The organism is Spirulina subsalsa PCC 9445, assembly GCF_000314005.1.
Classification (GTDB): Bacteria; Cyanobacteriota; Cyanobacteriia; order Cyanobacteriales; family Spirulinaceae; genus Spirulina_A; species Spirulina_A subsalsa.
Genome location: NZ_JH980292.1, coordinates 385,740 through 410,257, shown reverse-complemented (window position 1 = coordinate 410,257; position 24,518 = coordinate 385,740). Strand labels below are relative to the sequence as shown.

The following is a 24,518-nucleotide window of genomic DNA, read 5'->3' as shown; positions in this document are numbered from 1 at the left end:
TTCTGACGCACCCTCTGCACTAAATCCGCTCAAACCAACAGCGATAAACGGGTTCAGACTTCGCTAGCGTAGCCCGTTCTCGTTCTGTGGTGACGGGTAAGGGATTTTCCTTTAACCAAGGGCTAGGATGGGTTAAGTGGAAAGCGGGGTGTTCTTGGAAGCGATCGCGCATTTCCACCGCCATTCCCTCTACATCCGACTGTAAGAAGACTCCCCCCCCCACAGGGAGGTATTGCGCCAAAATAGCCACTAACTCCGGTTGCACCACACGGCGCTTGCTTTGTCGTTGCTTAAACCACGGATCCGGAAATTGGATAGAGACTCGTTGTAAAACACCTTGGGGTAAGGATTGCAGCAAAATCTCAGCATCAATGTTAATGTTACTGAACAGATAAGCCAAATTGTGCAACCCCACCTCATCCCGCTTTTGATTCGCTTCTATCACCAAAGGTTCTCGAATTTCTAACCCTAAAAAGTTCCAATCCGGTTGCAAGGGGGCTAAGTCTAACAAAAATCTCCCCCGCGCACAGCCAATATCTAGATGTAGAGGCTGTTGGGGGAACCTGAACACCTGTTCCCACGGCGGAGGGGTCATGGGTTGTTGATATTTACGACTTAAAGGGTTAACGTGCTGACGGACGCGCACTCTAGCCAAGATGTTATCCTCACTTTGATCCGAAATCAATATATCTCTCTTCTGTCACTCTGGAAGATTTTAACGAATTTAGGGTGATGTCTAGCATAGTTTCATCCTTTGATTGATCAAAGTTTAAACAATTCTTCTAGGTCTTGTCTGCCATGCACAACCCGCAAAATTTCCACCATTTCCCCTCTGACCCGATAAAAAATAATGTAGTCATCTATTCGGTTTCTAGGATAACGGTATTGGAAATGAAGATTTCCGGGTTTTGAAAAAGTTCTAGACTTTTTTGATATTGGACTGGATCCTCTTGAGTCAGAAGCCGAACTACAATTGCGATCGCCCTGGCGCATCATCTCACCCTAATAAAAACACACCTTGAACTCTGCAAAGAAGTTCATTTGTCCAAGAATAACGGGTACATCTCGCGATTCAGTCCAAGCAAACCCCAGTAGCACGGGAGGAAATTGAGCGATCGCACCCGATACAACCAAACCTCGTGAATCGCCCCGACCATTTCGCCAACTCAATCAAGGCATTCCGGTATTTTTTCAGGCCTCGCCGAGCGGTTCTGAAGGATCTCTGTTCAAGACCGATTCTGCTCGTTAAAATATATGAATTAGGACTTGACAAAATTACAAAATTCTGGAGTATCCGGGTTAAGGGAAAGCGAAAATCTATCCCTCCCCCTTGTTCCGTGAGTTTTTTCTCTAGCAAAGGGTTCCTATTTGTGAGATCATGGCGAATTATGACTGGCGAATTATGACTCTGTGCTGCGTTCAAGGCCTAGTCTGCCCTAAATTATGATTGTGATTGGTTAACTATGCAAGTGCCGCTTCCCCAAGCTGAACGTTTCGGATTTCCGGTTCATCCTCAACCGTTGGTGCGATCGCCTGAAAATGATCGTCGCACCAAAATTGTCGCCACCGTCGGACCGGCCACCCTCCACCCCCCGGTTCTCCGTCAGCTAATTGAAGCGGGAGCAACAACCCTACGGTTAAACTTCTCCCACGGCACCCATGAAGACCATCAAAAAGCCATTCGTTTAATCCGTCAGACCGCCTTTGAACTGGATCAACCTGTGGGGATTTTACAAGACCTTCAAGGGCCTAAAATCCGCCTCGGACGCTTTGAAACCGGGTCAGTCGTCGTGGAAAAAGGCGATCGCTTCATCCTCACCAGTCGCAAAATTCCCTGCACCCAAGAACGGGGATACGTCAGTTATGCCAAACTCGCCCAAGAAGTCACCCCCGGCGCCCTCATCCTCATTGACGACGGCAAAGTAGAAATGGCCGTCGAATCCGTTGATCTCGACAACGAAGAACTCCATTGTCGCGTCGTCGTCGGCGGCACCCTCTCCAACAACAAAGGAGTCAACTTCCCCAACACCAACCTCTCCATTAGCGCCCTCACCGCCAAAGACCGAGAAGACCTAATGTTTGGACTCGATCAAGGCGTGGATTGGGTCGCCCTCAGTTTCGTCTGCAATCCCCACGACATCCTCGAAATTAAAGAAATCATCGCCAGCGCCGGAAAATCCGTCCCCGTCATCGCCAAAATTGAGAAACACGAAGCCATCGAACAGATGGAAGCCATCCTCTCCCTCTGTGATGGCGTAATGGTCGCCCGGGGCGACCTAGGAGTAGAACTCCCCGCCGAACAAGTCCCCCTCCTACAAAAACGCCTCATTGCCACCGCCAACCAATTGGGCATTCCCGTGATTACGGCCACCCAAATGTTAGACAGCATGGTAAACAACCCCCGCCCCACCCGGGCGGAAGTCTCCGACGTAGCCAACGCCATCCTTGATGGCACCGATGCCGTCATGCTCTCCAACGAAACCGCCGTAGGCAGTTTCCCCGTCGAAGCCGTCGCCACAATGGCCAAAATTGCCACCTGTGTAGAACACCAACTCGCCGACCCCAATCACGTCAACCTACCCACCCGGTCAATTCCCAACGCCATTTCCGGAGCCGTGAGTCACATCGCCAAACAACTAGACGCGGCCGCCATCATGACCCTAACCAAAACCGGAGCCACAGCGCGCAACGTCTCCAAATTCCGCCCCCAGACCCCCATTTTAGCCATTACCCCCCATGTAGATGTCGCCCGACAATTACAACTCGTTTGGGGAGTCAGACCCTTGTTAGTGTTGGATTTACCCTCCACCAGCCAAACCTTCCAAGCCGCCATCAATGTGGCTCAAGAAAAACAACTGCTCTTTGATGGAGATTTAGTCATCCTCACCGCCGGCACCCTCCAAGGGATTTCCGGCTCCACCGACCTAATTAAAGTCGAAGTCGTGACCGCCGTCCTCGGTCAAGGAATTGGCATTGGGGAACAGTCCATCACCGGACGGGCGAGAGTGATTCGCAACGCCAAAGAAATCGCCAACTTCCGACCGGGAGATATTCTAGTCGCCCCTTCCACCAATGCCGACTATGTAGATATCATTCGTAAAGCCTCCGGAATTATTACCGAAGAGTCCAGCTTAACCAGCCATGCCGCCGTGATTGGCTTGCGTCTAGGCGTTCCCGTGATTGTAGGCTTGAAAAATGCCACCGATGTCATTCGGGATGGTGCCATTTTAACCCTCGATTCTCAACGGGGATTAGTCTATTTTGGCTCAAAACCCACCGCTCAAAATAACGGTGTTGGGGTGTCCTTACCTCTGTTTTAAACCACATGAAAACTATATTAGTCACCGGGGCGGCGGGGTTTATTGGCTTTCACCTCAGCCGTCGTTTACTGGCAGAGGGTCATCAGGTTATTGGCGTAGATAACCTCAACTCCTACTATGACGTAGCCTTAAAAGAAGCCCGCAAAGCCCAACTCGACCCCCACGAGGCCTTTCAATTCTACCCCCTCGACCTCGCCCAACGAGCAGCCACCCAGCAACTCTTTCAAAACCACAAATTTGATCAAGTAGTTCATTTGGCCGCTCAAGCCGGAGTCCGTTATTCCCTCGAAAACCCCCACGCCTATGTTGACAGTAACCTAGTCGGATTTGTTAACATTTTAGAAGGCTGTCGGCACAACAAGATTAAGCATTTAGTCTTTGCATCTTCCAGTTCCGTCTATGGGGTGAATGAGAAAATCCCCTTTGCTGTAACCGACTCCGTAGACCATCCCATAAGCCTCTATGCTGCCACCAAAAAAGCCAACGAATTAATCGCCCACAGCTACAGTCATCTTTATCAAATCCCCATCACTGCCCTCCGCTTTTTCACCGTTTACGGCCCTTGGGGACGGCCTGACATGGCCTACTGGAAATTTACCCAAGCCATCTTAGAAAACCAGCCTATTAATGTCTTTAATCAAGGGCAAATGAAGCGGGATTTCACCTATGTCGATGATGTCGTTGAGGGGATTGTCCGCGTGATGGCTAAAATTCCCGAACCCCAAGGCCCCAGCCATGCCCCCTATAAAATTTATAACATCGGCAATAATAAGCCCGTTGAACTGCTCACCATGATTGAACTATTAGAAACCTGTCTCGGTAAGACAGCGATTAAAAATATGCTCCCCATGCAGCCCGGAGACGTGCCGATTACCTATGCCGATGTAGATGATTTAATGCAGGATGTTGGCTTTCAACCTTCCACTCCTCTCCTAACAGGTTTAAGAGAATTTGTCAACTGGTATTGTGATTATTTTAAATGGAAATTATCTTAACGGTTCTGGTTATTGTCGGGGCATTAATTGGCTTTATTAGCGAAGTTCTGCCCGTTGATCTGATCGCTCTTATTGTCGCTATTGTTTTGATGATTTTGGGGCTTGTTACTCCACAGGAAGGAATTTCTGGTTTTGGCAATACGGCCACGATTACCGTCATGGCGATGTTCATTTTAAGTGCAGGCATTGCTAAAACGGGAGTCATTCAGATTATCCGCGATTGGCTGATTAAATGGTCAGGAGATAACCCCAGACAGCAAATATTTGTCATGGGAATGTTAGTCGGGCCGATTAGCGCGTTTATTAATAATACGGCTGTCGTCGCGGTGTTTCTGCCCATTGTTGAAACTTGGTGTCGTCAACAAAAAATCCCCGTTTCTAAGATTATGATTCCTCTGTCGTACTGCACGATTTTAGGGGGAACGTTAACCTTAATCGGTACATCGACTAATGTATTAGCTAGTGGTTTATCCGCTCAATTAGGCTATTCAGAATTTAGCATTTTCCAGTTTACTCCAATTAGTATTATTACCTTTTCAGTGGGATTAATTTATATTATTTTTCTCAGTCCCTATCTGTTACCCAATCGAGAGAAAAACACTGAGAGTAGTATTGCGGAGGATTATCAACTCAAAGAATATGTCAGCGAGTTAGTTTTAACCCCCCGTTCTACTTTAATTGGTCAAACCTTACGGGAAAGTGAAATCCAGCGTAAGTTTGATTTAGATGTGTTAGAACTAATCCGCAATAAAACTCGCTTTCCTCAACCTTTAGCCGATAAAGTATTAGATGCTGGTGATATTTTGGTTGTGCGGAGTACCAAGGCGGATTTATTAAAAATTCGGGATGAACGGGGGTTAGAAATCTTAGCCGATGTTCAATTTAATGACCAAGAGATTGAGTCTACATTAAGTTCCGGTGAAGAAAAAATTGCCGAAGTTTTGATTCTGTCTAACTCTCGTCTCGTGGGAACAACATTAAAAGATATGCGCTTCCGACAACGGTATAATGCCACAATTTTAGCGATTCGTCGCGGCGCGGAATTGGTGCAAGGTCGTTTAGGGAAAGTGCCGTTAAAGTTTGGGGACTTGTTATTAGTACAAGGCCCGAAAGAAAGTTTTATCGGGTTACAAACAACGCGGGAATTGTTGGTGCTGGAAGAACGAGATGTGGAGATGTTGCGCACTGAGAAAGCGGCGATCGCCATTGGGATTGGTGTAGCGGTTGTATTAGTTGCTGCCTTTGACATTGTGCCGATTCTCGTTAGTTCCCTAGCTGGCGTGATCTTAATGGTTGTAACAGGGTGTTTAAAACCCGGTGAAATTTACGGGGCGGTGCGTTGGGATATTATCTTTTTATTAGCGGGTCTTATTCCCCTCGGCATCGCTATGGATAAATCAGGAACAACCCAATGGTTAGCGGATCATTTAGTCAGTTTAGGCGGCAGTTTATCCGGTTACTGGATTTTGGTCTTTTTCTTTTTAGTCACCTCAATATTAACGGAAATTTTGTCTAATAATGCCTCAGTGGTTCTCATGTTACCCGTAGCGGTTAAAGTGGCTCAAACCCTAAGTTTAAACCCCTTTGCCTTCATGTTTGCGGTGATGTTAGCCGCGTCTAATAGTTTTGCCACCCCCATTGGGTATCAAACTAATACAATGGTTTACGGGCCGGGAGGATATAAATTTTTAGACTTCTTGCGAGTGGGGGGGCCATTAAATTTACTCATGGTTATTGTTGCCCCGGCCGTGATTGTTTTAGTCTGCGGTTTATCGGGATAAGCTATAACACTTTGAGGGGGATTTTTTGCCAATATTCCCTATTTGTCATTACCTATTACCCAACCTTAACAAGTTAAGCTTGTGTGCATTGTGTCAAGTCCCATATATAGCGTCCAATAAATTGGACGACACTCCCCCCTGTTCCCTGTTCCCCGTTCCCTTGACTTCTAACGTTGAGCCTCAACTTGTTAAGATTGCCCATTACCTATTACCCATATCCCATGACTACAATAATCCACTCCCATGTTCTCGACCTCAAAAATGTAGGGGATTTAATGTCCTCTCCCATAACCTATTTTCCCTTTACCGGAATGGAGAATAGGAAATTAGATATTCATTACCTCAACCCATCATTTAATCCCCCCGAGGCAGGAGTTCAGGATTCAGTAACACTAGAAACCGTCGAGAAAATCCAGCAAAAACATCTGATTGTCGGAGGGGGTGGATTATTATATGAAACCTTTAAACCTTGTTATAAAAATCTAGAGGAAGTCTTTCCGCGCTCCGGGGGAAAGCGTATCGCTTGGGGGATTGGTCAACAGATTTATAGTGGAACTCGCCGAGATTCTGACTCACTGCCGGAACAACTGAATAAAGTCAAAACAACTTTTAACTATGGCGATTATTTAGACTCCTTTGATTTAGTAGGAATTCGAGATTATGGCTTTGCTTATGATTGGGTGCCTTGTGTGACTTGTATGCACCCCGGTTTTGAGCAAAAACGCTCCCCACAACATGAATTTGTTGTATTTTCTCATAAAAAATTCCAGATTTCTCTACCCGGTTTTCCCCATACTACCAACGCCTCAGCCGATTTAGGGGAAATTCTGGATTTTTTGGCTTCGGGAGAAACGATTTTAACCAGTTCCTTTCATGGGGCCTATTGGGGAACTCTGTTAGGGCGTAAAGTGGTGATGTTTCCCTTTAGCACTAAATTTATGACATTGAAGTATTTGCCCGGGGTTTATCCGGTGCAGGAATGGCGACAGAAAGGGTTTTATTTTCGTCCGTTTAAGGAGACATTTTTAAATAAATTTGTGATTGACTTGCGCTATAAAAATAAATACGGTTGTGATCTCAGTGAATGGCAGACAGTAGTTAAAAAAGCCCTAGTTTATCCAGATATTTTAGAAGAACATCGAGCGCGCAACCGTTGGTTTTATCAGCGTGTGATGGAAACTCTCAACCCTTGATATACTCTCGCTCTAAGGTGTGCTATAGAGGGAGATTCTTGTGACGGGTTCAGGTAGCCTATCCATGGTAGAGGCGATTATCTCCTCAGTCGGGAGCATTCCCACGCCATATTTCTGGTAGAATACGCCTTAAATCCCGTGACTGGGTGAGGAGAAGAAAAGATGACGCAGTTAAAAGTCGGTCTTTTGTTTGGGGGGCGGTCGGGAGAGCATGAGGTGTCTATTGCCTCAGCCCGGGCGATCGCACGCGGCATTACCGCCCCCGAAAATCAAAGCAAATATAGCCTCATCCTCTTTTATATTGATAAAAACGGAGTCTGGCATCCCCCCGCCGTCTCCCAAGAAGTCTTAGCCCAAGGAACACCCCTCCCAGAAACGGAAATCCAGCCCGCCCAACTCTGGCAATTCCCCCCAGAAGCGTCAGAAATTGAGGTCTGGTTTCCCATCCTCCACGGCCCCAATGGTGAAGATGGCACGATACAGGGGTTATTAACCTTAATGCAGGTTCCCTGTGTGGGGAGTGGGGTACTCGGATCTGCCGTGGGGATGGATAAGTTGGCCATGAAGGGGGTTTTTGGTCAAGCGGGACTTCCCCAAGTGAAATATATGGGGGTGACTCGTTCTCAAGTCTGGTCTAATCCCTGTGTCTTCCCCAAACTCTGCGATGAGATTGAGGCGAAATTAGGCTACCCCTGTTTTGTTAAACCGGCTAATCTAGGTTCTTCTGTCGGTATTAGCAAAGTCCGCACCCGTAGCGAGTTAGAAGCGGCCTTAGACAGTGCCGCCAGTTACGACCGCCGGATTATTATTGAGGCGGGTGTGACAGCGCGGGAGGTGGAATGTGCCGTTTTGGGAAAAGAGCAACCGAAAGCGTCTGTTGTGGGTGAAATTAGCTTTAACAGTGATTTCTACGACTACGAAACGAAATATACGGCCGGACGAGCGGATTTAACGATTCCTGCCCCTCTCCCGGAGTCTGTGACCCAAAGGATTCAGGAGATGGCGGTTCAGGCGTTCACGACGCTAGACTGTGCGGGATTAGCGCGGGTGGATTTTTTCTATGTGGAGTCTACGGGGGAGGTGTTAATTAATGAGGTGAACACCTTACCGGGTTTTACGGCAACCAGTATGTATCCTCAGTTATGGGAGGCGACGGGGGTTCCCTTTCCGGAGTTGGTGGATCAATTGATTCAGTTGGCTTGTTCTCAGGATTAGTGGGGGCTTGGGATTTGATCATTTATTAAAAATGGTAAATATACTTATCATTTCTCCGCAAAATCACAGAAAATTAAGAAATACAGAGATTTCGTATCTAATGTTACTGAATATTTCTAGGATAAGAAAGCTCGATTTAATACCTTAATGACCGATCTAGGAGGTCAGCAATGCTTCAATCCGTTCAATACTCTATCGATGTGATTCGGGAAGAGGTGCGCCATTTGGTTTGGAACGGTAAATTGAGCCGCAAACAGCCGATTTACGCTCTGTGTCAGTTTATCCCGGGACGAGAATGGGCTTGGGTGGAATGTGAGTTAGAACGTCATGGTTATTTGTTGCGCGATCGCGTTATTGACTTAATGGGGCGCGAAGACTGGGACGAAGATTAAGCAGATTACCCCAGGGATTCTTGTCGAGTCGTGTTGTGGTAAGGCTAATTCCCACGCTATCCTGTCGGGTTTCCGGTCTTCTGTGTCAAAATGGAACAAGATGCAGCCTACACAGGTCTAAATTTAAAGTTCTATGACAGAATTTCAGCAACCCGGGGTTCAATTCCTGTCCGTCGAAGAATCCGCCGATGTGGATCAGGCGTTGCTCTCGTCTTCTGAGAAGTTCTTAACTCGTCTGACGATTTCTTCCCTCCGTTTATTACAAGTTATTGCCCAAGATTATCAAGTTCCCATTGCCGAATTATCTCATCAACAGATTATCCAGTGGTTTGAAAAGGATAGTAAAATTCGCCGTGAACAAGGCATAGAAGCCGCCGTTCTTAAGTGGTGATGTGATGAACTAAGCTAACATGGATAAACCCTATTTAATTAATATTGAGCCGTCTTTAGGTCAAGCAGAGGCTCTTATATTTGTTGATGGTTATTTGTCAGATCGAGGGGATACCTTAGCGGAAAATTACCAATGGTGGACTATTTTAAGACAAGCAGGCTGGCAAGGATCGATTTATTATTTATGGTGGGATGTTGCCCAGTTTAGCCCGTCTTTGGAGTTGTTGTCTCAGTTGGGAAGCGAAGCGCTCCCCTACTGGCAAAGACACCGTAGTTATGTCAAACGTATTGGCAAAAGTTTTTTACCGAAGTTAATTGCTCAAGAAATTCCGGTGCCGGTGGTTTCGTTGATGGGCTGTTCTTTAGGGTCAAGAATTGCTTACTATGCCATGCGAGAATGGTTTGAAGCTAAACCTATTTTAAAGGATGTGATTTTGTTGGGGGGGATGATTCAGCGCGATCGCACTAAAAACTGGAGTTATGCCGCCTCTAATCTGAATGGCACCCTCTTTAATGTTTACAATGGGGAAGATTTACTCCTGATGCGCTTTAGTCAGATTTTGGGCTGGGAACGTAGCCCCTGCGGCATTAAGCCCATTCGAGAAGTCCATCCCCAAATTCTCAATATTGATGCAGCACCCCTGATGAAAACCGCTAGCTATTCCCCGAAAAATTATTTATCGGTTTTAAGCCAGATTTTGAAATCCTCACACCCCTAAAAGGGGGGAAACGCTGCATGGGTTAGCCTTGGAGTGGACTCCCCCACCCATAGGAGGGGGAATTCCCGACAGTCTGGCTAAACTTTGGCCTCCAGAGATTTAAGATATTCTGTATTAACACCCGACTCACGCACAAGGGCAATTTTTCCGGTGCGGGCAATTTCTCGGATGCCGAACTTGTTCAACATCTGTACAATTGCTACCATTTTCCCCGGATCCCCGACGACTTCAATGGTGAGGGTGTCTTCTGACATATCCACAATGCGCGCCCGGAACACTTGAGCAATTTCGATCACTTCGGCGCGATTGGAGGCTGAAGCGTTGACTTTAATTAACATCAGTTCTCGTTCCACACAAGGGACTTGGGTGATGTCTTGCACTTTGAGAACACTAATCAACTTGTAAAGCTGTTTGATTAGCTGTTCAATAATCCGGTCATCCCCCGGGACTACCATGGTAATGCGTGAGATCCCCACTTGTTCGGCTGGACCAACGGCTAAACTTTCAATATTGAAGCCACGACGGGCAAATAATCCAGCAATACGGGTGAGAACCCCAGCTTCATCTTCAACTAAAACAGAAATCGTGTGTTTCATGGCAATTTATAGTTCAATCAATCGATTCCGTAACCTGTGTGGGTGGGTGAAAGTGGGCAGTCGCTAAGGGGGATGGGATCAGGAGGGGAGGATAAGGGATCCCATGATCAATTCCCCTAGTTAATTGTGCGATCGCCCCGATGGAAAGCATCGCCTTCCAATCATCCAAACTGACCTTTTTTAGTATAAAGTTCTCTAGGAGGGGATCCAGTCTTTTGTAATTCAGACTTCAGAATTGGGGAAAGTCTATGGCAATCAGTCGTGTGCGTGTTGCACGAGATAAAGCGGAATTGGTTCAAGGGTTGCTGGAAGGCAAAGATACCACCGGACCCTTTCAAACCTACGCCGATGTGATGGTTTTTGCGGCCGTTTTGGGGGCAAAGTGGAAAAAACGCCTCCCCGTTGAGAAGAGTTCTAACACAGAACCCGGTCCCATTGCACTGGATATTTTTATTTCCAGAGGATATGAGCCAATTATTAAGGTATTGGCGATCGCAGAAACCCATGATTTAAAGATTCTCTCCCCCTACAATCGAGAGGCGGAGGAAACCCGCATCCAGATTTTTGAAGAGTATGCCAATGGAGGCCTATTAATCTTACAGGAGGAATTACGGGGGGCGGTGGACTATACAGAACGGATTCTCTTGATGTTAAGTGATGAACGGTTTCACAAGGAAACCGACTCCGTGGAAGAATTTGATCTCAGTCGCTTTTTATGACTACCTAGGGCTTGCTGTTCACTTCGTGACGCTCCGCGTTCGCGTTCGCGAAGCGTTGCGTAGCAAAGCGTTGCGTAGCAATATAACTCTACTCCGGGTGGGAAACAGGGAACAGGGGGAGTCGAAAAAAGGCAAGCCTTTTTAATGATTTATCCCTAAAACCTTGCCGTTTCTCGCTGTTAGAAGTCAAGGGAACAGGGAACGGGAAGGAACAGGGGAAATTCAGGTTTTTGCCCTCAAGTCTATTTAATTTGGTATAAACCGCTAAAAGTCCTAGTAACACGGCTTAGAGGGATATATTGCTACGCAACGCTTCGCGAACAGCAGACCCTACCTCTGATCAAGACTCAATTTCCCACAACCCACACCCAGGATTACGGAAAACTCACCTGAGAAAAGGCTTTACAAAATACTACAACTGTGTATCTAGATAAAATGTAGGGAGTAAAACTCCCATTCTGCCTGATGTTCAGCCATTTACCCTCTATCCGAACTCTTTTATTAGCACTCTGTCCCTGAGAGTGCTAAATTTGCTATTGGAGTAATAGCGAAACCTTAAAAGAACAATGGCAAAACTCGTTTCGTTTAATGAAGAATCTAGACGAGCCTTAGAGAGAGGAGTCAATACCCTAGCGGATGCTGTGCGGATTACCCTCGGGCCCAAAGGTCGCAACGTCCTCCTAGAGAAGAAATTTGGCGCGCCCCAAATTGTAAACGATGGGATCACCGTTGCTAAAGAAATCGAAATAGAAGATCCCCTGGAAAATACAGGCGCTCGCTTAATTCAAGAAGTCGCCTCAAAAACTAAAGATATTGCTGGGGATGGTACCACCACGGCCACAGTGATTGCTCAAGCGTTAATCCGAGAAGGTCTGAAAAATGTGGCGGCTGGGGCTAATCCAGTGTCCTTGCGTCGAGGAATTGAAAAAACCGTTAATTTCTTGCTGGACGAAATTGAGAAGATCGCGAAACCTGTAGAAGGAAGTGCGATCGCCCAAGTGGCTACAGTTTCTTCCGGGAATGATGAAGAAGTCGGCCGAATGATTGCCGAAGCGATGGACAAAGTGACTAAAGACGGGGTAATCACCGTTGAGGAGTCTAAGTCCTTATCCACAGAATTAGAAGTCGTGGAAGGGATGCAGATTGATCGGGGTTATATTTCCCCCTACTTTGTCACCGATCAAGAACGGCAAGTGGTGGAATTCGACAATCCGGTTCTGTTGATCACCGACAAAAAAATTAATGCGATCGCCGATTTAGTCCCCGTCTTGGAAAAAGTCGCCCGCGCCGGCACCCCCTTATTGATTATTGCCGAGGATCTCGAAGGGGAAGCCCTCGCCACCCTCGTAGTCAACAAAGCACGGGGAGTTCTGAACGTGGCCGCCGTCAAAGCCCCCGGATTTGGCGATCGCCGCAAGCAAATGTTACAAGACATCGCCATCCTCACCGGAGGCCGTCTAATCTCCGAAGAAGTGGGACTGAGCCTAGAAACCGTCGATTTAGACATGATGGGCAAAGCCCGCAAAATCACCATCGACAAAGAAAACACCACCATTGTTGCCGGAGACGAACATCGTAAAGATGTGGACAAACGCATCGCCCAACTGCGCAAACAGTTAGAGGAAACCGATTCGGAATACGACAAAGAAAAACTGCAAGAACGTATTGCCAAACTCGCCGGCGGTGTCGCCGTGATTAAAGTTGGGGCAGCCACCGAAACCGAACTGAAAGACCGCAAATTGCGCATTGAGGACGCACTCAACGCCACCAAAGCAGCCGTTGAGGAAGGGATTGTCCCCGGCGGTGGAACCACTTTAATCCACCTCGCCGCTAAAGTCCATGAATTCAAAGGCACACTCAGCAACACCGAGGAACAAGTAGCCGCCAACATTGTCGCCAAAGCCCTCGAAGAACCCTTACGTCAACTGGCCACCAACGCCGGAGTTGAAGGGTCAGTTGTGGTGGAAAAAGTCCGTGAAAAGGAATTTAACGTCGGTTACAACGCCCTCACCGATACCTACGAGGATATGATTGCCGCCGGGATCATTGACCCCGCCAAAGTTGTCCGCTCTGCCCTACAAAACGCCGGCTCCATTGCCGGGATGGTCTTAACCACCGAAGCGTTAGTGGTGGAAAAACCCGAACCTCCCGCCCCCGCTATGCCTGACGGTGGCATGGGCGGCATGGGCGGCATGGGTGGTATGGGCGGCATGGGCGGTATGGGTATGATGTAATCATGACCGTTTATCTAACGTGAATCGTCAATTTTCAAGGAGTCTGTGATACACAGACTCTTTTTTTGGGAATATTAGCTCTGGGGAGAAAATTCAGTATTGAGTAGAATTTCCACCCGACCCCCTCCAATACTTCAAGGTTTGCTAAGGTTTTGCCGTTGTTGGGTTGCGCTGACGCTTCACCCAACCTACGGATAAGCTAAAGACGAGCAAAGTTCCTCGGTTTTACTCTTGACAAATTTTGATAAGTATGTATAAGCAAGATTTAATATTTTTTTACAAAAAAATAGGGGGGTGGGGGGTGACACCCCTCACCCAAAATGCTATATTTAAATCATGTAGATGCACCCTGATGATTGGGGGAGTCACCCAGGTGGCTCTCTTTTTTTTGCTCTTTTCCCCGACCAATAAAAAAGAGCAATGGAGAACGAGATCTGCACGAACTCAGCATTGCTCAGAAAAAATTGTCGATTGATTCGCTACACGGGAAATAGCGTGGGGAGTGTCAATAACCGACAGATGGACTGGAGTCGGTCGCTAGAAACGCCTACAAGACCGCTTTTTTGTCATCCCCCACCACAGACCGCATTCCCTCTAAGGTAGCGGCAATACTACGCGGATCCATGAACATGACCTTACTGCTGCCACTACTACCAATGATTTGACCCATATCTAAATATTGTTGAGTCAGCAAGAATTGCAGACTTTCCCGAGCCACGGGATCATTTTTCAGTTTCTCCACAATAATATCAATGGCGCGGGCAGTGGCTTGCGCTTTCAGAACTTCCTGTTGAGCAGCCGCCTCTGCTTTTAAGACTGTCCCTTGTTTTTGGGCTTCTGCGTCCAAAATGGCCGCTTTCTTCTGGGCTTCCGCTTGTAAAACTTGGGCTTCCGCACGACCTCGCGCCGCATTCACCGCCGAATCGCGCTCCCCTTCTGAGGTTAAAATAGCCGCCCGTTTTTTCCGTTCCGCCGACATTTGCAGTTCCATGGACTCCTGCACCGCACGAGAGGGGGTAATATCCCGCAATTCTACCCGCGTGATTTTCACCCCCCAAGGATCTGTGGCAATGTCTAATTCTCGCAGTAGGATTTCGTTAATCTCTGTCCGGGCGGTAAAGGTTTCGTCCAGTTCCAGTTTCCCCATTTCTGCCCGAATTTGGGTCAGCACGAGGTTTTCCATCGCCTTTTGCAGGTTTTCCACCCGGTAGTAGGCTTTTTCCATGTCCATGATGCGCCAATACACCACCGCATCGGCGCAGATGCCTACATTGTCTTTGGTGATACAGGATTGGGCGGGAATATCGAGAACTTTTTCCCGGACGGTTTCTTGATAAACCACTTTGTCAATAAAGGGAACGAGAAAGTTTAGGCCGGGGGTGAGTTTTTTCTTGTAACTGCCTAAACTTTCAACCAGGGCTTCGTTTTTCTCACTCACGATTTTCACACTTCCTAAGAGGGTAGAACCCCCAAAGGCCAGTACAACTATCCAAACAAAGGGATTCATAATTTAATTCCTCAAGATCGATGGGCAGATTAAAAATTTTAGGTGATGCCGCTCTAGTTTACAGGATGTAGAATCAGGACTCATTCAGGGTCGGTGGGATTTAACACCACAGCCGTGGGCATGACGATTAAGGTGTTGCCCTTGCGTCCAATGATATAAACGGGTTGTTGAGATGCGATCGCCAATTTCTCATCCCCACACTTTGCACTCCAAGAATTGCCCTCATATAGCACCCGTCCCGTCTCCCCCGGTGGAATAGCCGTCAAGGTCTGTCCTTCCTTATCTTCCTCAATGACACGACTCGCTTTATAGGAAGGCGTAAACATCCGCCGCGACAGAATAATCAACAGTATGGAAAAAATCAACCACAGCAGAACCTGCAAGCTAAACTGAGGGATAATGAGCGCGCACAATGCCACAATTAACGCAGCAACGCCCATCATAAATTCCACAAAGGCCGTGGGAAAAACCAGTTCCATCCCACATAAAATAACTCCAGTAATCAGCCAGAGGAGAGGAGGACTTAACATGATGGGATTAAAGGGCATAATATTAAGGCGACAGGGAAAATCAACATTCCGCAATCTGACTATATTCTAACTCAACAACTTAGAGCGTAAATACTCCAGATGAGACAGTTCATGAGTCGCCATAACCGTTAAACGGAGACGACTGGTGGGAACAGTGGGAGGACGAATGGCCGGAAGAAAAATTCCACCATCATAGAGTTTTTGAGCATAATCCAGCGCCATTTTTGGACTGTCTACCTTTAAACACAAAATCGGCGACTCCGAAGGTAAAATTTCAAATTGATTTATTAAATTTTCCTTAATAAACTTGACATTTTCAAAAATTGTGTTACGTCGCTCTGGTTCAGTTTGGACAATCTCCAAAGCCGCCAAAGCCGCCGCCGTATCTGCCGGGGAAAGTCCCGTCGTATAAATCCAACTTGGGGCGCGATTTCTCAGGAAATCAATTAACACTTTAGACCCTGCAACATAGCCCCCTAAACTCCCCAAAGCCTTGCTTAACGTTCCCACTTGAATCAAAGCCGCCCCAGTACAATTAAAATGTTCCACACAGCCCGCCCCCCTTGCACCCATAACCCCAGTCGCGTGGGCTTCATCTACTAATAGCATCGCCTCATAATCTTGTGCCAGTTGCAGTAATTCCGGCAAAGGACAGAGATCCCCATCCATACTAAAAACCGTGTCAGTCGTAATGAGACAACGGCGATAATCAGCGCGATATTGCTTTAACTTAGACTCTAGATCCTCTAAATTATTATGCAAATAATCAATCGTTTTTGCCCCGCTTAAAATAGCCCCATTTTTTAGACTAGAGTGATTATATTGATCCCCTAGAATTAAATCTCTTGACCCAACTAAAGCGGCAATTGCGCCTAAATTAGCCAGATAGCCTGAACTAAAAACTAAGGCATCTTCCGTTTGTTTTAAAGCCGCAATTGCTTGTTCGAGTTGTTGGTGCAGGGGTCGATGTCCACTAATTAAACGAGATCCCGTGCTACCCGTGCCATATTCTCGCACAGCTTGCACCGCCGCCTCAATTAAACGGTCATCTCCGGCCAGCCCCAAGTAATCATTACTGGCAAAATTAATCACCTTTTTTCCCTCTAATTCCACCACCGCCCCCCCTCGTCCAGTAATGCTTTTAACGGAACGATACCAGTTCGCCCGGTGAATCGTAGCGAGAGATTTTTCTAGCCAACTATACGGATTAGACATAATTTGTTTTCTCCCCCCTTTATTTAACCACCCATTCAGCCCATAGGTTCGGCACAGGAAGCGCAACCCAACAAACCAGATTAACGGTTAGAAACTCAATTTCTAATATTTAACCACCCATTCAGCCCGTAGGTTCGGCACAGGAAGCGCAACCCAACAAACCCAGATTAATGGTTAGAAATTTAGAACACACGACCGTGTGTGAGCATCTCACCGGATGAAATGAACCGTTATATTGCCACGGTGATTATTGCACCAATGACGACAAAAAGGAAAGCCTACCCGATGCGAATTTACTGCCATTTTCATGGTACAGTTTGATCAAACCTTGCCATTATTGATATTGTAGGAGTGATTTGTGAAAGCCCGTGACTTGCTCAAGCCAGGTGAAGTCGGCGGGAGTTGAAGGAGCGTTCGCAGAGCGTGGCGGTAGCCGTTGAGGATAAAAAATATTTGTGGTTTGTTTGGTATCCTCCTGCAATGCACAAGATGAAAAACGAGTCACCCACCTACACACACCAATCAGTCCTCCGCTAGAATTGATTTATAGTTGTACGATAAGCCTTCTCCCATGGCAGACCCATCTAGCTCCTCTCCCATATCCCTCAATGTGTTGCTTCATGAAATTGAGGCAACGCCTCAGACGTATTGGAGAAACCTTTTGGGCATCTTACGCCAGTTTCGACAGAACGTTGCATCAACTCCTCCTACCCCTAATCCTGAACAAGCACAGCAAAATCAAGCAGCCGTAGACCTTTTAGATTCATGGCTAGGTGATGATGAAGATGAAGCAGAGCATCAGCAAGCGTGGGACTTTTTGGAAACCGCTTTGGATGAAGATCGCTTGTCTGATCGCCCACTATTCCCATGAGCCGATTGATTTTACTGGATTCTGGGCCATTGGGGATGGTCACAAACCCCAAAGCTGGAGGTCTTCCACTAGAATGTCAACGATGGCTAAAGTCTCTTCTGCGGCGTGGAGAAAGGGTTGCTATCCCTGAAATTGCAGACTATGAAGTTCGCAGGGAACTCCTTCGTGCAGGCTTATTGCAGAGCTTACGTCGCCTTGATAATTTGAAACAGACACTTGATTATATTCCCATTACAACAGAGACAATGTTGCTGGCGGCTGAACTATGGGCAGAAGCAAGGCAAAGTGGGCAGCCCACTGCTGATCCTAAAGCGTTAGATGGAGATGTGATCCTGTCTGCTCAAGCTCGTCTTATGGGTCATGAGACCGCCGAAGTAATTGTCGCAACAACTAATGTAGGTCATTTGTCCCGGTTTGTTACGGCACTAGATTGGCAATCTATTCTATGAGGTGAACCGTGAGCTAATACAGACCTAATTCCTTTTGTAGCATTACTCTCCGGGCGCAGTTATAATCAATCCAGGCTTGGAGGAATCAGGATGAACGTAGCCCGCAATAACATCCTCAAACTCACCATTGGAGGCGGCTGCGTCTTAGGTAGCATCGCCTTTCCCCCCCTACTCGCCGCAGAAGGGATAGTCTGGGGAACCGTCTTAGCCACAGCATTAGGGAATGTGGCGGCTGGGAATACGGCGAATGCTCTTGATGCCTTAATCGATGGAGGAGAGGGGGGAGTTTCCCTAGAAAATCAGGATTTAACCAAAGCGGTGGGGAAGGCCATAGCTGCCGTCATCACCCTCGCCGCTAAACAACACCCCGGCAAAACCCGCCAATATCTGGAAAAAATCGCCGCCCAAGCCAAGGATAACTGGCTGCACATCGCCCAACAGGAACTCACCCAGCAACGTTATCCCGAACTGCGAGAAGCCAAACTCGACCAATTCCTCACCCCGGAAGAATCCCAACTCACCCAACAAGGCAACCTCACCGATACTGAATGGGGGGATATTTTTATCCGCCTCAACATGGCAGCTAATAAAGGGAAAGGTGGCTTTCCCATTCCTTCCGAGGTGCGTCAACAAGTTGCGGAATTACTGCATACCACCTTCCCCAAAGCCTTGCGAGAAACCCTCAAGGAAGATTTTGCTAAGGATGGGAAAGCTTTTGCGGGGTTAACCTTGCAGTTACTCACGGGAATGCAGGCACAACTGAGGCAATTGCAAGCCAGTCAAGAGGGGGTGAATGGGGAGGAATTCAGCCAAATCCTGCAACAGTTTCAGGAATTGGAAACCCAGTTACGGGGAAGCGTCACCCAGCAGCAGGAGTTTTTTAGGGATATTTCCTGTGGGATTGAATCGGGTTTTGCGGAAGTCTGTGAACGGTTGGGGGTGATGGAAACCCAGATCAGTCAGTTGTTGCAAGGTCTGGAAAGGACTCTAGAAAGTTTGGTGGCAGAAATTCGCTCCCATTTTGATGCTGCTAACCCCCATCTTTCCTTAGCAGAATGGCGATCAATTGCGGAGTTAATGCTGGCTGAACGACAGGCATTAACCGCTAATCCGGCATTTAAGCGGGTGGATGTTTATGTGCCGTTGGCGTTGGTGGAACGTCGCCAAACTAAGGAACGAAAACCGGGGCAAAGTTTGGAAAACCGAGAAGAGTGGGAACGGGAAGAAGAGAAAATGACTCCCATCGCTGAGGATGAGTTTTTTAACCAGGTTTTGCGGCAGGGGAAAAGTCCGAAAAGTCAGGGGCGACGGATTGCGGTGATTGGCGAACCGGGGTCAGGAAAAACGACGCGGTTACAGGCGATCGCCGATTGGATATTGGCAGAACATCTCGGCATCCCGATTTGGATTGAGTTGGCACAATTTACCGAACCGACTCTGGTGGATTATCTGGAAAAATGGCTGAAGTCGGCGGGAGTTGCAGGGGCGATAACATCTCTGCAAGACCATAAAGAGCATCTCTGGTTATTGATGGATGGCTTGGATGAAATGGTTGCTCGGATTGAACAGCCCCATGTGTCCCAGTTATTAACCGGGTGGGTGGGGTTAGGACGGGCGATTATTACCTGTCGGGTGAATGTCTGGGAAGCCGATCAAAATGCCTTTTCCGGGTTTGATGTCTATCGGAATTTACCCTTTGAGGCGAAGGAAATGGAAACCTTTATCCGGCGATTCTTTGCCCAGACTGATTAAAATAAGAAAAACCCAACCTTTTACCCTGATGCTAGTTCATCCTTCTCTCCCTCCTCTTCATCATCTCCCTGATTCGTTACCCCTAGATGGGGCGGTGCGAATTGAGTTGGAATCCGGTGTCCCCATTTTTCGGGCATCGGCAACCGTGCAGAATCGGATTCTCATGTTGCTGGAAAAACAGCAACTTGAAGCGTTAACTGAGTTAGAAGAACAGGAGTTAGATGCCTATGAGGAAATTGATGATTATTTAAGTTTTGTCAATCGCACGATTCATAATTTGGCAGTTGCGCCTAATTCGCCAGGTTAAATAAAATGGCTCGTCCCTGGATTTCTGAACAGATACAAGCAACGGTTAGGCAACGCGCCAAAGGGCTGTGTGAATATTGTCATGCTTCAGAACAGTGGCAATATGTACAATTTACCATCGATCACATTATTCCTTTAGCAGAAGGCGGTTCTAGCGATCTGAATAATTTGGCGCTGGCCTGTTTTCACTGCAATCGTCGGAAAGGACGCTATCAAGATGCGATCGATCCAGAATCAGGGCAAACGGTCGCTTTATTTAATCCCAGACAGGATCGATGGCTGGACCATTTTCGCTGGTCTGACGATTGTTTAAGGATTATGGGCATGACTCCCACTGGACGAGCAACGGTGGCAGCACTAGCTTTGAATCGGGAACGCATCCTGGCCATTCGAGCCGCCGATTACGAAATTGGGCGACACCCACCCTTGGACGATAGAGAGTAAAGTTGATGTGTATTGAATTGAGTTTCCACGGTACAAGCGGGAGCAAATTACAATGTTAAGGACGTTTAAGGCTTTTTTGCAAGATGGGTGTTTAGAGTGGATTGACGATCGCCCTAACCTTGGCAATGAACGGTTACAGGTCTATGTTACGGTTTTGGAGAATGATACCGATCCAATCCTAAAGACACGGGGGCAGAGGATGTCTGAGCTATTGGAACATCTCGCTACTAACAACGGATTGGAGGGGATCGATCCAGTTCAATGGCAACAGCAGATGAGGTGCGATCGCTCATTACCAGGACGATAAGAGATGCTTGTCGAATAATGACAGGCTTGAGGGACTGATTTATGGGTGTCGGGCGATCGCTTGTAAAACTAACGATTGGTGGTGGCTGTGTTCTGGGGGCTTTGGCAACGACGGCGATCGTTGGCCCGGTGGGAGGAATTTTCGCAACGGCTCTAGGCAATGTAGCGGCGGGGAATACGGCTAATGCTCTTGATGCGTTACTCGATGGAGGAGAGGGGGGAGTTTCCCTAGAAAATCAGGATTTAACGAAGGCGGTGGGGAAAGCCATAGCTGCCGTCATCACTCTCGCCGCCAAATCACAGCGTGGCAAAACCCGCCAACATCTCGAAAAAATCGCCGCCCAAGCTAAGGATAACTGGGTCGCGATCGCCCAACAGGAACTCACCCAGCAATGTTACCCTGAACTACGAGAAGCCCAACTCGACCAATTCCTCACCCCCCAAGAATACCAACTCACCCAACAAGGCAACCTCACCCCTACAGAATGGGGTGATATCTTCATCCGCCTCAACATGGCAGCCTGTAAAGGGGGTGGCTTTCCCATTCCCTCGGAGGTGCGTCAACAAGTCGCGGATTTACTCCATACAACCTTCCCCAAAGCCTTGCGAGAAACCCTCAAGGAAGACTTTGCCAAGGATGGGAAAGCATGGGCGGGGTTAACGTTGCAGTTGCTGACGGGAATGCAGGCACAACTGAGGCAACTGCAAGCCAATACAGGGGCGGGCAATGTTGGGGAGTTCAGCCAAATCCTGCAACAGTTTCAGGAGTTGGAAACCCAGTTACGGGGAAGTGTTACCCAGCAGCAGGAGTTTTTTAGGGATATTTCCCGTGGGATTGAGTCCGGTTTTGCGGAAGTCTGTCAGCGGTTGGGGGTGATGGAAACCCAGATCACTCAGTTGTTGCAAGGACTGGAAAGCACCCTCGAAAGTTTGGTGGCAGAAATTCGATCGCATTTTGATGCCGCTAACCCCCATCTTTCCTTAGCAGAATGGCGACCCATTGCCGAGTTAATGCTGGCTAACCGACAGGCATTAACCGCTAATCCGGCATTTAAGCGGGTGGATGTCTATGTGCCGTTGGCATTGGTTGAGCGTCGCCAAACTCAGCAACGGAAACCGGGGCAAAGTTTGGAAAATCCAGAGCAAGAGCGGGAAGAAGAGAGAATGACTCCCATCGCCGAGGATGAGTTTTTTAATCAGGTTTTGCGGCAGGGGAAAAGTCCCCAAAGTCAGGGGCGACGGATTGCGGTGATTGGGGAACCGGGGTCAGGAAAAACGACGCGGTTACAGGCGATCGCCGATTGGATATTGGCAGAACATCTCGGCATCCCGATTTGGATTGAGTTGGCACAATTTACGGAACCGACTCTGGTGGATTATCTGCAAGAAAAATGGTTGAAATTGGCGGGAGTTGAAGGGGCGATCGCCTCTCTCCAAGACCATAAAGAGCATCTCTGGTTATTGATGGATGGCTTGGATGAAATGGTTGCCCGGATTGAACGGCCCCATGTGTCCCAGTTATTAACCGGGTGGGTGGGGTTAGGACGGGCGATTATTACCTGTCGGGTGAATGTCTGGGAAGCCGATCAAAATGCCTTTTCGGGGTTTGATGTCTATCGGAATTTACCCTTTGAGACGGATCAAATGGAAACCTTTATCCGGCGATTCTTTGCCCAGAGCGATCGAGAACAGTGATTCGATCTTGATTCTCCTTGAAATCTTAGGATTGAACATCGAGCAACCCTTGACGACCCTTTCAAGGGTATCTACAATGTAATCACATCTGCTTTTGAGATCATCTAAGTATGAGTACAGTGATTAGAACCCGAATTGTTAAAATTGGCAACTCCCAAGGTGTGCGTATTCCTAAACTACTCTTAGAGCAAAGCGGTATTCAGACAGATGTTGAAATTGAAGTGGAGGGCGATCATCTCACGATTCGCACCGCACGACGGTTACGCAACGGCTGGGATCAAGCCTTTGCAGCAATGGCGAAAGAACAAGATGATGTTCTTCTTGATCGAGTCAACAGTACCGATTGGGAGCAAAGTGAATGGGAGTGGTAGCCAAGCGTTTCGATGTTTTTTTGGTTAATCTTGACCCTACAATTGGCAGTGAAATTCAGAAAACACGACCCTGTGTGATCATCTCACCGGATGAAATGAACCGCCATATTGCCACGGTGATCATTGCACCAATGACGACAAAAGGGAAAGCCTACCCGACGCGAATTTCCTGCCAGTTTCAGGGTAAGGAAGGGCAAATTGTTCTGGATCAAATCCGCACCATTGATAAAACTCGATTGGTCAAAAAACTGGGTCAAATTAGTCCAGATGAGCAAAGCGGAGTTCTCGACACCTTGGCTGAGATGTTTTCCGAATGAGCCAATCGAGGGGGGGATGCGATCGCTCATTACCGGGACGATAAACAATGCTTTAGTGATTAGCTTTTGATTGCTCAAACAAAAATGCCATGACAAATTCAACCCCAACTCCTGCCGATGCTCTAATTGCCGCCCTCCATGAACCGGGACGGGAACACCTCCTTGATTTGGTCCGAAATCCCTTGCGTTTGACCTTGCTCTGCATGACTTGGGATGGGTCATCGTTGCCGGAAACTCAGGCGGAGTTATATGACCGTTACCTGCGAAAGATTTATGGTTGGAATCAGAATTGGCATGAGTTGGAAAACCATGCCGAACGTTGTGGCACGACTACCACGAAATTAAAGCAGGATTTGAATCAGCAATTGGGGGAACTGGCAAAGGCGGCGCTGAATTTGCCCCAGGAGCGATTTCGGTTATCACAGGCTTTGGTGGAACAGCATCTAGGGCAGGAATCGGATCGGACTTCCTTGGGTTATTTGGCGTTGCGGTTGGGCTGGTTAAATCGGGTGGGCAGAGATGGGCGCGGCGATGCGATTTTTGCTTTTTATCATGCGACGTTTCAGGAGTATTTTGCGGCGTTGGCGGTGAAGGATTGGGATTATTTTCTGCCGAAGGATCATGTGAATTGTCCGGTGGCGGGGAAGCGGTATCGGATTTTTGAACCGCAGTGGAAGCAGGTGATTTTGTGTTGGTTGGGGCGTGGTGATGTTGAGGATGAGGAGAAGGAGGGGTTTATTCGGGCGTTGGTTGAGTTTAAGGATGGGGTCAGAGATTTTTATGGATATCAAGCCTATCGGCTGGCAGGAACCGGAATTAATGAGTTTAACGTCTGTTTTTTAGCAGATGAAATTATTACGCCGATGGGGAAGTGGAGGTTTGTTGATTTGAATCTTAAAAAGCAAAAATGGAAAGATTTTCTCGATCTGATTGAAGAAGCAGCTATAAAGGCGAACCCTGAAACAATTAGGCACTTGGCGATTTCAGAATTGATTAAGGTTCTTGAGAAGTGGCCCAATGAATATTCTCGTAAAGAAGCGGATCATAATTTAGGTCAAATCGACCAAGGCAATCAAGAGGCAATCACACCTTTTGTCTGGGCCGATTACCTTGATTAATTTTGAGATATTGAGCATAAAATACTCAATATTTCAAAATTAATATAACACAAGATTTATTTGTCATATTAGTAGTTAGTTTT

General features: G+C 47.5%; 26 protein-coding genes and 2 pseudogenes. 21 read left to right on the top strand and 7 right to left on the bottom strand.

The features are described 5' to 3' along the window. Positions 1 to 19: 19 nt before the first annotated feature. From trmB to SPI9445_RS32270, 3 genes and pseudogenes are all read right to left on the bottom strand, one after another. Positions 20 to 655, bottom strand: coding sequence for a tRNA (guanosine(46)-N7)-methyltransferase TrmB (gene trmB, locus SPI9445_RS0102340; RefSeq protein WP_026079472.1), 636 nt, complete (start codon positions 653 to 655; stop codon positions 20 to 22). Between the two features lie 107 nt (positions 656 to 762). Further along, positions 763 to 993 (bottom strand): type II toxin-antitoxin system RelE/ParE family toxin, encoded by a 231-nt coding sequence (locus tag SPI9445_RS31865; protein ID WP_420329806.1) that lies wholly within the window; start codon positions 991 to 993, stop codon positions 763 to 765. A 9-nt stretch (positions 994 to 1,002) separates the two neighbouring features. Next, a pseudogene (locus SPI9445_RS32270) lies at positions 1,003 to 1,170 on the bottom strand (pepsin/retropepsin-like aspartic protease family protein); the annotation flags it as partial. 293 nt (positions 1,171 to 1,463) lie between these two features. On the opposite strand from SPI9445_RS32270, the gene pyk reads away from it, so the two are divergent. The 8 genes from pyk (at position 1,464) to SPI9445_RS0102300 (ending at position 10,005) form a co-directional block, all read left to right on the top strand. Further along, positions 1,464 to 3,320 carry a pyruvate kinase gene (gene pyk / locus SPI9445_RS0102335; RefSeq protein WP_017303107.1) on the top strand — a complete coding sequence of 619 codons (1,857 nt, stop codon included), beginning with the start codon at positions 1,464 to 1,466 and terminating at the stop codon, positions 3,318 to 3,320. A gap of 5 nt (positions 3,321 to 3,325) precedes the next feature. Beyond that, complete coding sequence (locus SPI9445_RS0102330) at positions 3,326 to 4,315, top strand: NAD-dependent epimerase (protein WP_017303106.1); 990 nt, start codon at positions 3,326 to 3,328, stop codon at positions 4,313 to 4,315. Continuing rightward, positions 4,300 to 6,096, top strand: a complete 1,797-nt coding sequence (locus SPI9445_RS0102325; protein ID WP_017303105.1) for an SLC13 family permease — start codon at positions 4,300 to 4,302, stop codon at positions 6,094 to 6,096. The genes SPI9445_RS0102330 and SPI9445_RS0102325 overlap by 16 nt, the downstream gene beginning before the upstream one ends. A 221-nt stretch (positions 6,097 to 6,317) precedes the next feature. Then, on the top strand, positions 6,318 to 7,289 hold the full coding sequence (locus tag SPI9445_RS0102320) for a glycosyltransferase family protein (protein WP_026079471.1): 972 nt from the start codon (positions 6,318 to 6,320) through the stop codon (positions 7,287 to 7,289). A gap of 162 nt (positions 7,290 to 7,451) precedes the next feature. Then, complete coding sequence (locus tag SPI9445_RS0102315) at positions 7,452 to 8,504, top strand: D-alanine--D-alanine ligase family protein (protein ID WP_017303103.1); 1,053 nt, start codon at positions 7,452 to 7,454, stop codon at positions 8,502 to 8,504. Positions 8,505 to 8,674: 170 nt separating this feature from the next. Continuing rightward, positions 8,675 to 8,896, top strand: coding sequence for a DUF4327 family protein (locus SPI9445_RS0102310; RefSeq protein WP_017303102.1), 222 nt, complete (start codon positions 8,675 to 8,677; stop codon positions 8,894 to 8,896). A gap of 133 nt (positions 8,897 to 9,029) precedes the next feature. Then, positions 9,030 to 9,287, top strand: coding sequence for a hypothetical protein (locus SPI9445_RS0102305; protein WP_017303101.1), 258 nt, complete (start codon positions 9,030 to 9,032; stop codon positions 9,285 to 9,287). 19 nt (positions 9,288 to 9,306) lie between these two features. After that, positions 9,307 to 10,005, top strand: coding sequence for a DUF726 domain-containing protein (locus tag SPI9445_RS0102300; RefSeq protein WP_017303100.1), 699 nt, complete (start codon positions 9,307 to 9,309; stop codon positions 10,003 to 10,005). Between the two features lie 77 nt (positions 10,006 to 10,082). Here SPI9445_RS0102300 and ilvN read toward each other — a convergent pair whose 3' ends face one another. Further along, positions 10,083 to 10,601, bottom strand: a complete 519-nt coding sequence (gene ilvN / locus SPI9445_RS0102295; RefSeq protein ID WP_017303099.1) for an acetolactate synthase small subunit — start codon at positions 10,599 to 10,601, stop codon at positions 10,083 to 10,085. 248 nt (positions 10,602 to 10,849) lie between these two features. Here ilvN and SPI9445_RS0102290 point away from each other — a divergent pair, with 248 nt between their 5' ends. Together SPI9445_RS0102290 and groL are read left to right on the top strand one after the other, a co-directional pair. Beyond that, entirely contained in the window at positions 10,850 to 11,320 is a 471-nt protein-coding gene (locus SPI9445_RS0102290; RefSeq protein ID WP_017303098.1) for a DNA phosphorothioation-associated protein 4, read from the top strand. A gap of 566 nt (positions 11,321 to 11,886) precedes the next feature. Then, the gene (gene groL / locus SPI9445_RS0102285) at positions 11,887 to 13,554 is read left to right on the top strand and encodes a chaperonin GroEL (protein ID WP_017303097.1); all 1,668 of its coding nucleotides are present in this window, start codon (positions 11,887 to 11,889) and stop codon (positions 13,552 to 13,554) included. A 547-nt stretch (positions 13,555 to 14,101) separates the two neighbouring features. Here groL and SPI9445_RS0102280 read toward each other — a convergent pair. The 3 genes from SPI9445_RS0102280 to bioF form a co-directional block, all read right to left on the bottom strand. Continuing rightward, entirely contained in the window at positions 14,102 to 15,061 is a 960-nt protein-coding gene (locus SPI9445_RS0102280) for an SPFH domain-containing protein (RefSeq protein WP_017303096.1), read from the bottom strand. 80 nt (positions 15,062 to 15,141) lie between these two features. Beyond that, positions 15,142 to 15,591: an NfeD family protein gene (locus SPI9445_RS0102275; RefSeq protein ID WP_026079470.1), complete on the bottom strand. Its 450-nt coding sequence runs from the start codon at positions 15,589 to 15,591 to the stop codon at positions 15,142 to 15,144. A 66-nt stretch (positions 15,592 to 15,657) separates the two neighbouring features. Further along, entirely contained in the window at positions 15,658 to 16,806 is a 1,149-nt protein-coding gene (gene bioF / locus SPI9445_RS0102270) for an 8-amino-7-oxononanoate synthase (protein WP_017303094.1), read from the bottom strand. Positions 16,807 to 16,995: 189 nt separating this feature from the next. Here bioF and SPI9445_RS28100 point away from each other — a divergent pair. The 11 genes and pseudogenes from SPI9445_RS28100 to SPI9445_RS0102220 all read left to right on the top strand — a co-directional run. Then, positions 16,996 to 17,118 (top strand): annotated as a pseudogene (locus tag SPI9445_RS28100) (type II toxin-antitoxin system PemK/MazF family toxin); the annotation flags it as partial. 259 nt (positions 17,119 to 17,377) lie between these two features. Further along, positions 17,378 to 17,677, top strand: a complete 300-nt coding sequence (locus SPI9445_RS0102265; protein WP_202803624.1) for a hypothetical protein — start codon at positions 17,378 to 17,380, stop codon at positions 17,675 to 17,677. Continuing rightward, complete coding sequence (locus SPI9445_RS31295) at positions 17,674 to 18,126, top strand: type II toxin-antitoxin system VapC family toxin (RefSeq protein ID WP_017303092.1); 453 nt, start codon at positions 17,674 to 17,676, stop codon at positions 18,124 to 18,126. The genes SPI9445_RS0102265 and SPI9445_RS31295 overlap by 4 nt, the downstream gene beginning before the upstream one ends. Before the next feature lie 90 nt (positions 18,127 to 18,216). Continuing rightward, complete coding sequence (locus tag SPI9445_RS0102255; RefSeq protein WP_017303091.1) at positions 18,217 to 19,878, top strand: NACHT domain-containing protein; 1,662 nt, start codon at positions 18,217 to 18,219, stop codon at positions 19,876 to 19,878. A 28-nt stretch (positions 19,879 to 19,906) separates the two neighbouring features. Further along, on the top strand, positions 19,907 to 20,185 hold the full coding sequence (locus SPI9445_RS0102250) for a hypothetical protein (protein ID WP_017303090.1): 279 nt from the start codon (positions 19,907 to 19,909) through the stop codon (positions 20,183 to 20,185). Between the two features lie 5 nt (positions 20,186 to 20,190). Continuing rightward, entirely contained in the window at positions 20,191 to 20,628 is a 438-nt protein-coding gene (locus tag SPI9445_RS0102245; protein ID WP_017303089.1) for an HNH endonuclease, read from the top strand. A gap of 52 nt (positions 20,629 to 20,680) precedes the next feature. Beyond that, the gene (locus SPI9445_RS0102240) at positions 20,681 to 20,935 is read left to right on the top strand and encodes a hypothetical protein (protein WP_017303088.1); all 255 of its coding nucleotides are present in this window, start codon (positions 20,681 to 20,683) and stop codon (positions 20,933 to 20,935) included. Between the two features lie 41 nt (positions 20,936 to 20,976). Continuing rightward, the gene (locus SPI9445_RS0102235) at positions 20,977 to 22,629 is read left to right on the top strand and encodes an NACHT domain-containing protein (RefSeq protein WP_017303087.1); all 1,653 of its coding nucleotides are present in this window, start codon (positions 20,977 to 20,979) and stop codon (positions 22,627 to 22,629) included. A 110-nt stretch (positions 22,630 to 22,739) separates the two neighbouring features. Further along, a complete protein-coding gene (locus tag SPI9445_RS0102230; protein ID WP_017303086.1) occupies positions 22,740 to 23,000 on the top strand; it encodes an AbrB/MazE/SpoVT family DNA-binding domain-containing protein in 261 nt (86 codons plus the stop codon). Further along, positions 22,988 to 23,317, top strand: coding sequence for a type II toxin-antitoxin system PemK/MazF family toxin (locus tag SPI9445_RS0102225; RefSeq protein WP_017303085.1), 330 nt, complete (start codon positions 22,988 to 22,990; stop codon positions 23,315 to 23,317). Before SPI9445_RS0102230 ends, SPI9445_RS0102225 begins: the two co-directional genes overlap by 13 nt. Positions 23,318 to 23,406: 89 nt before the next feature. Beyond that, positions 23,407 to 24,435, top strand: a complete 1,029-nt coding sequence (locus SPI9445_RS0102220) for an NACHT domain-containing protein (protein WP_017303084.1) — start codon at positions 23,407 to 23,409, stop codon at positions 24,433 to 24,435. Positions 24,436 to 24,518: the final 83 nt, after the last annotated feature.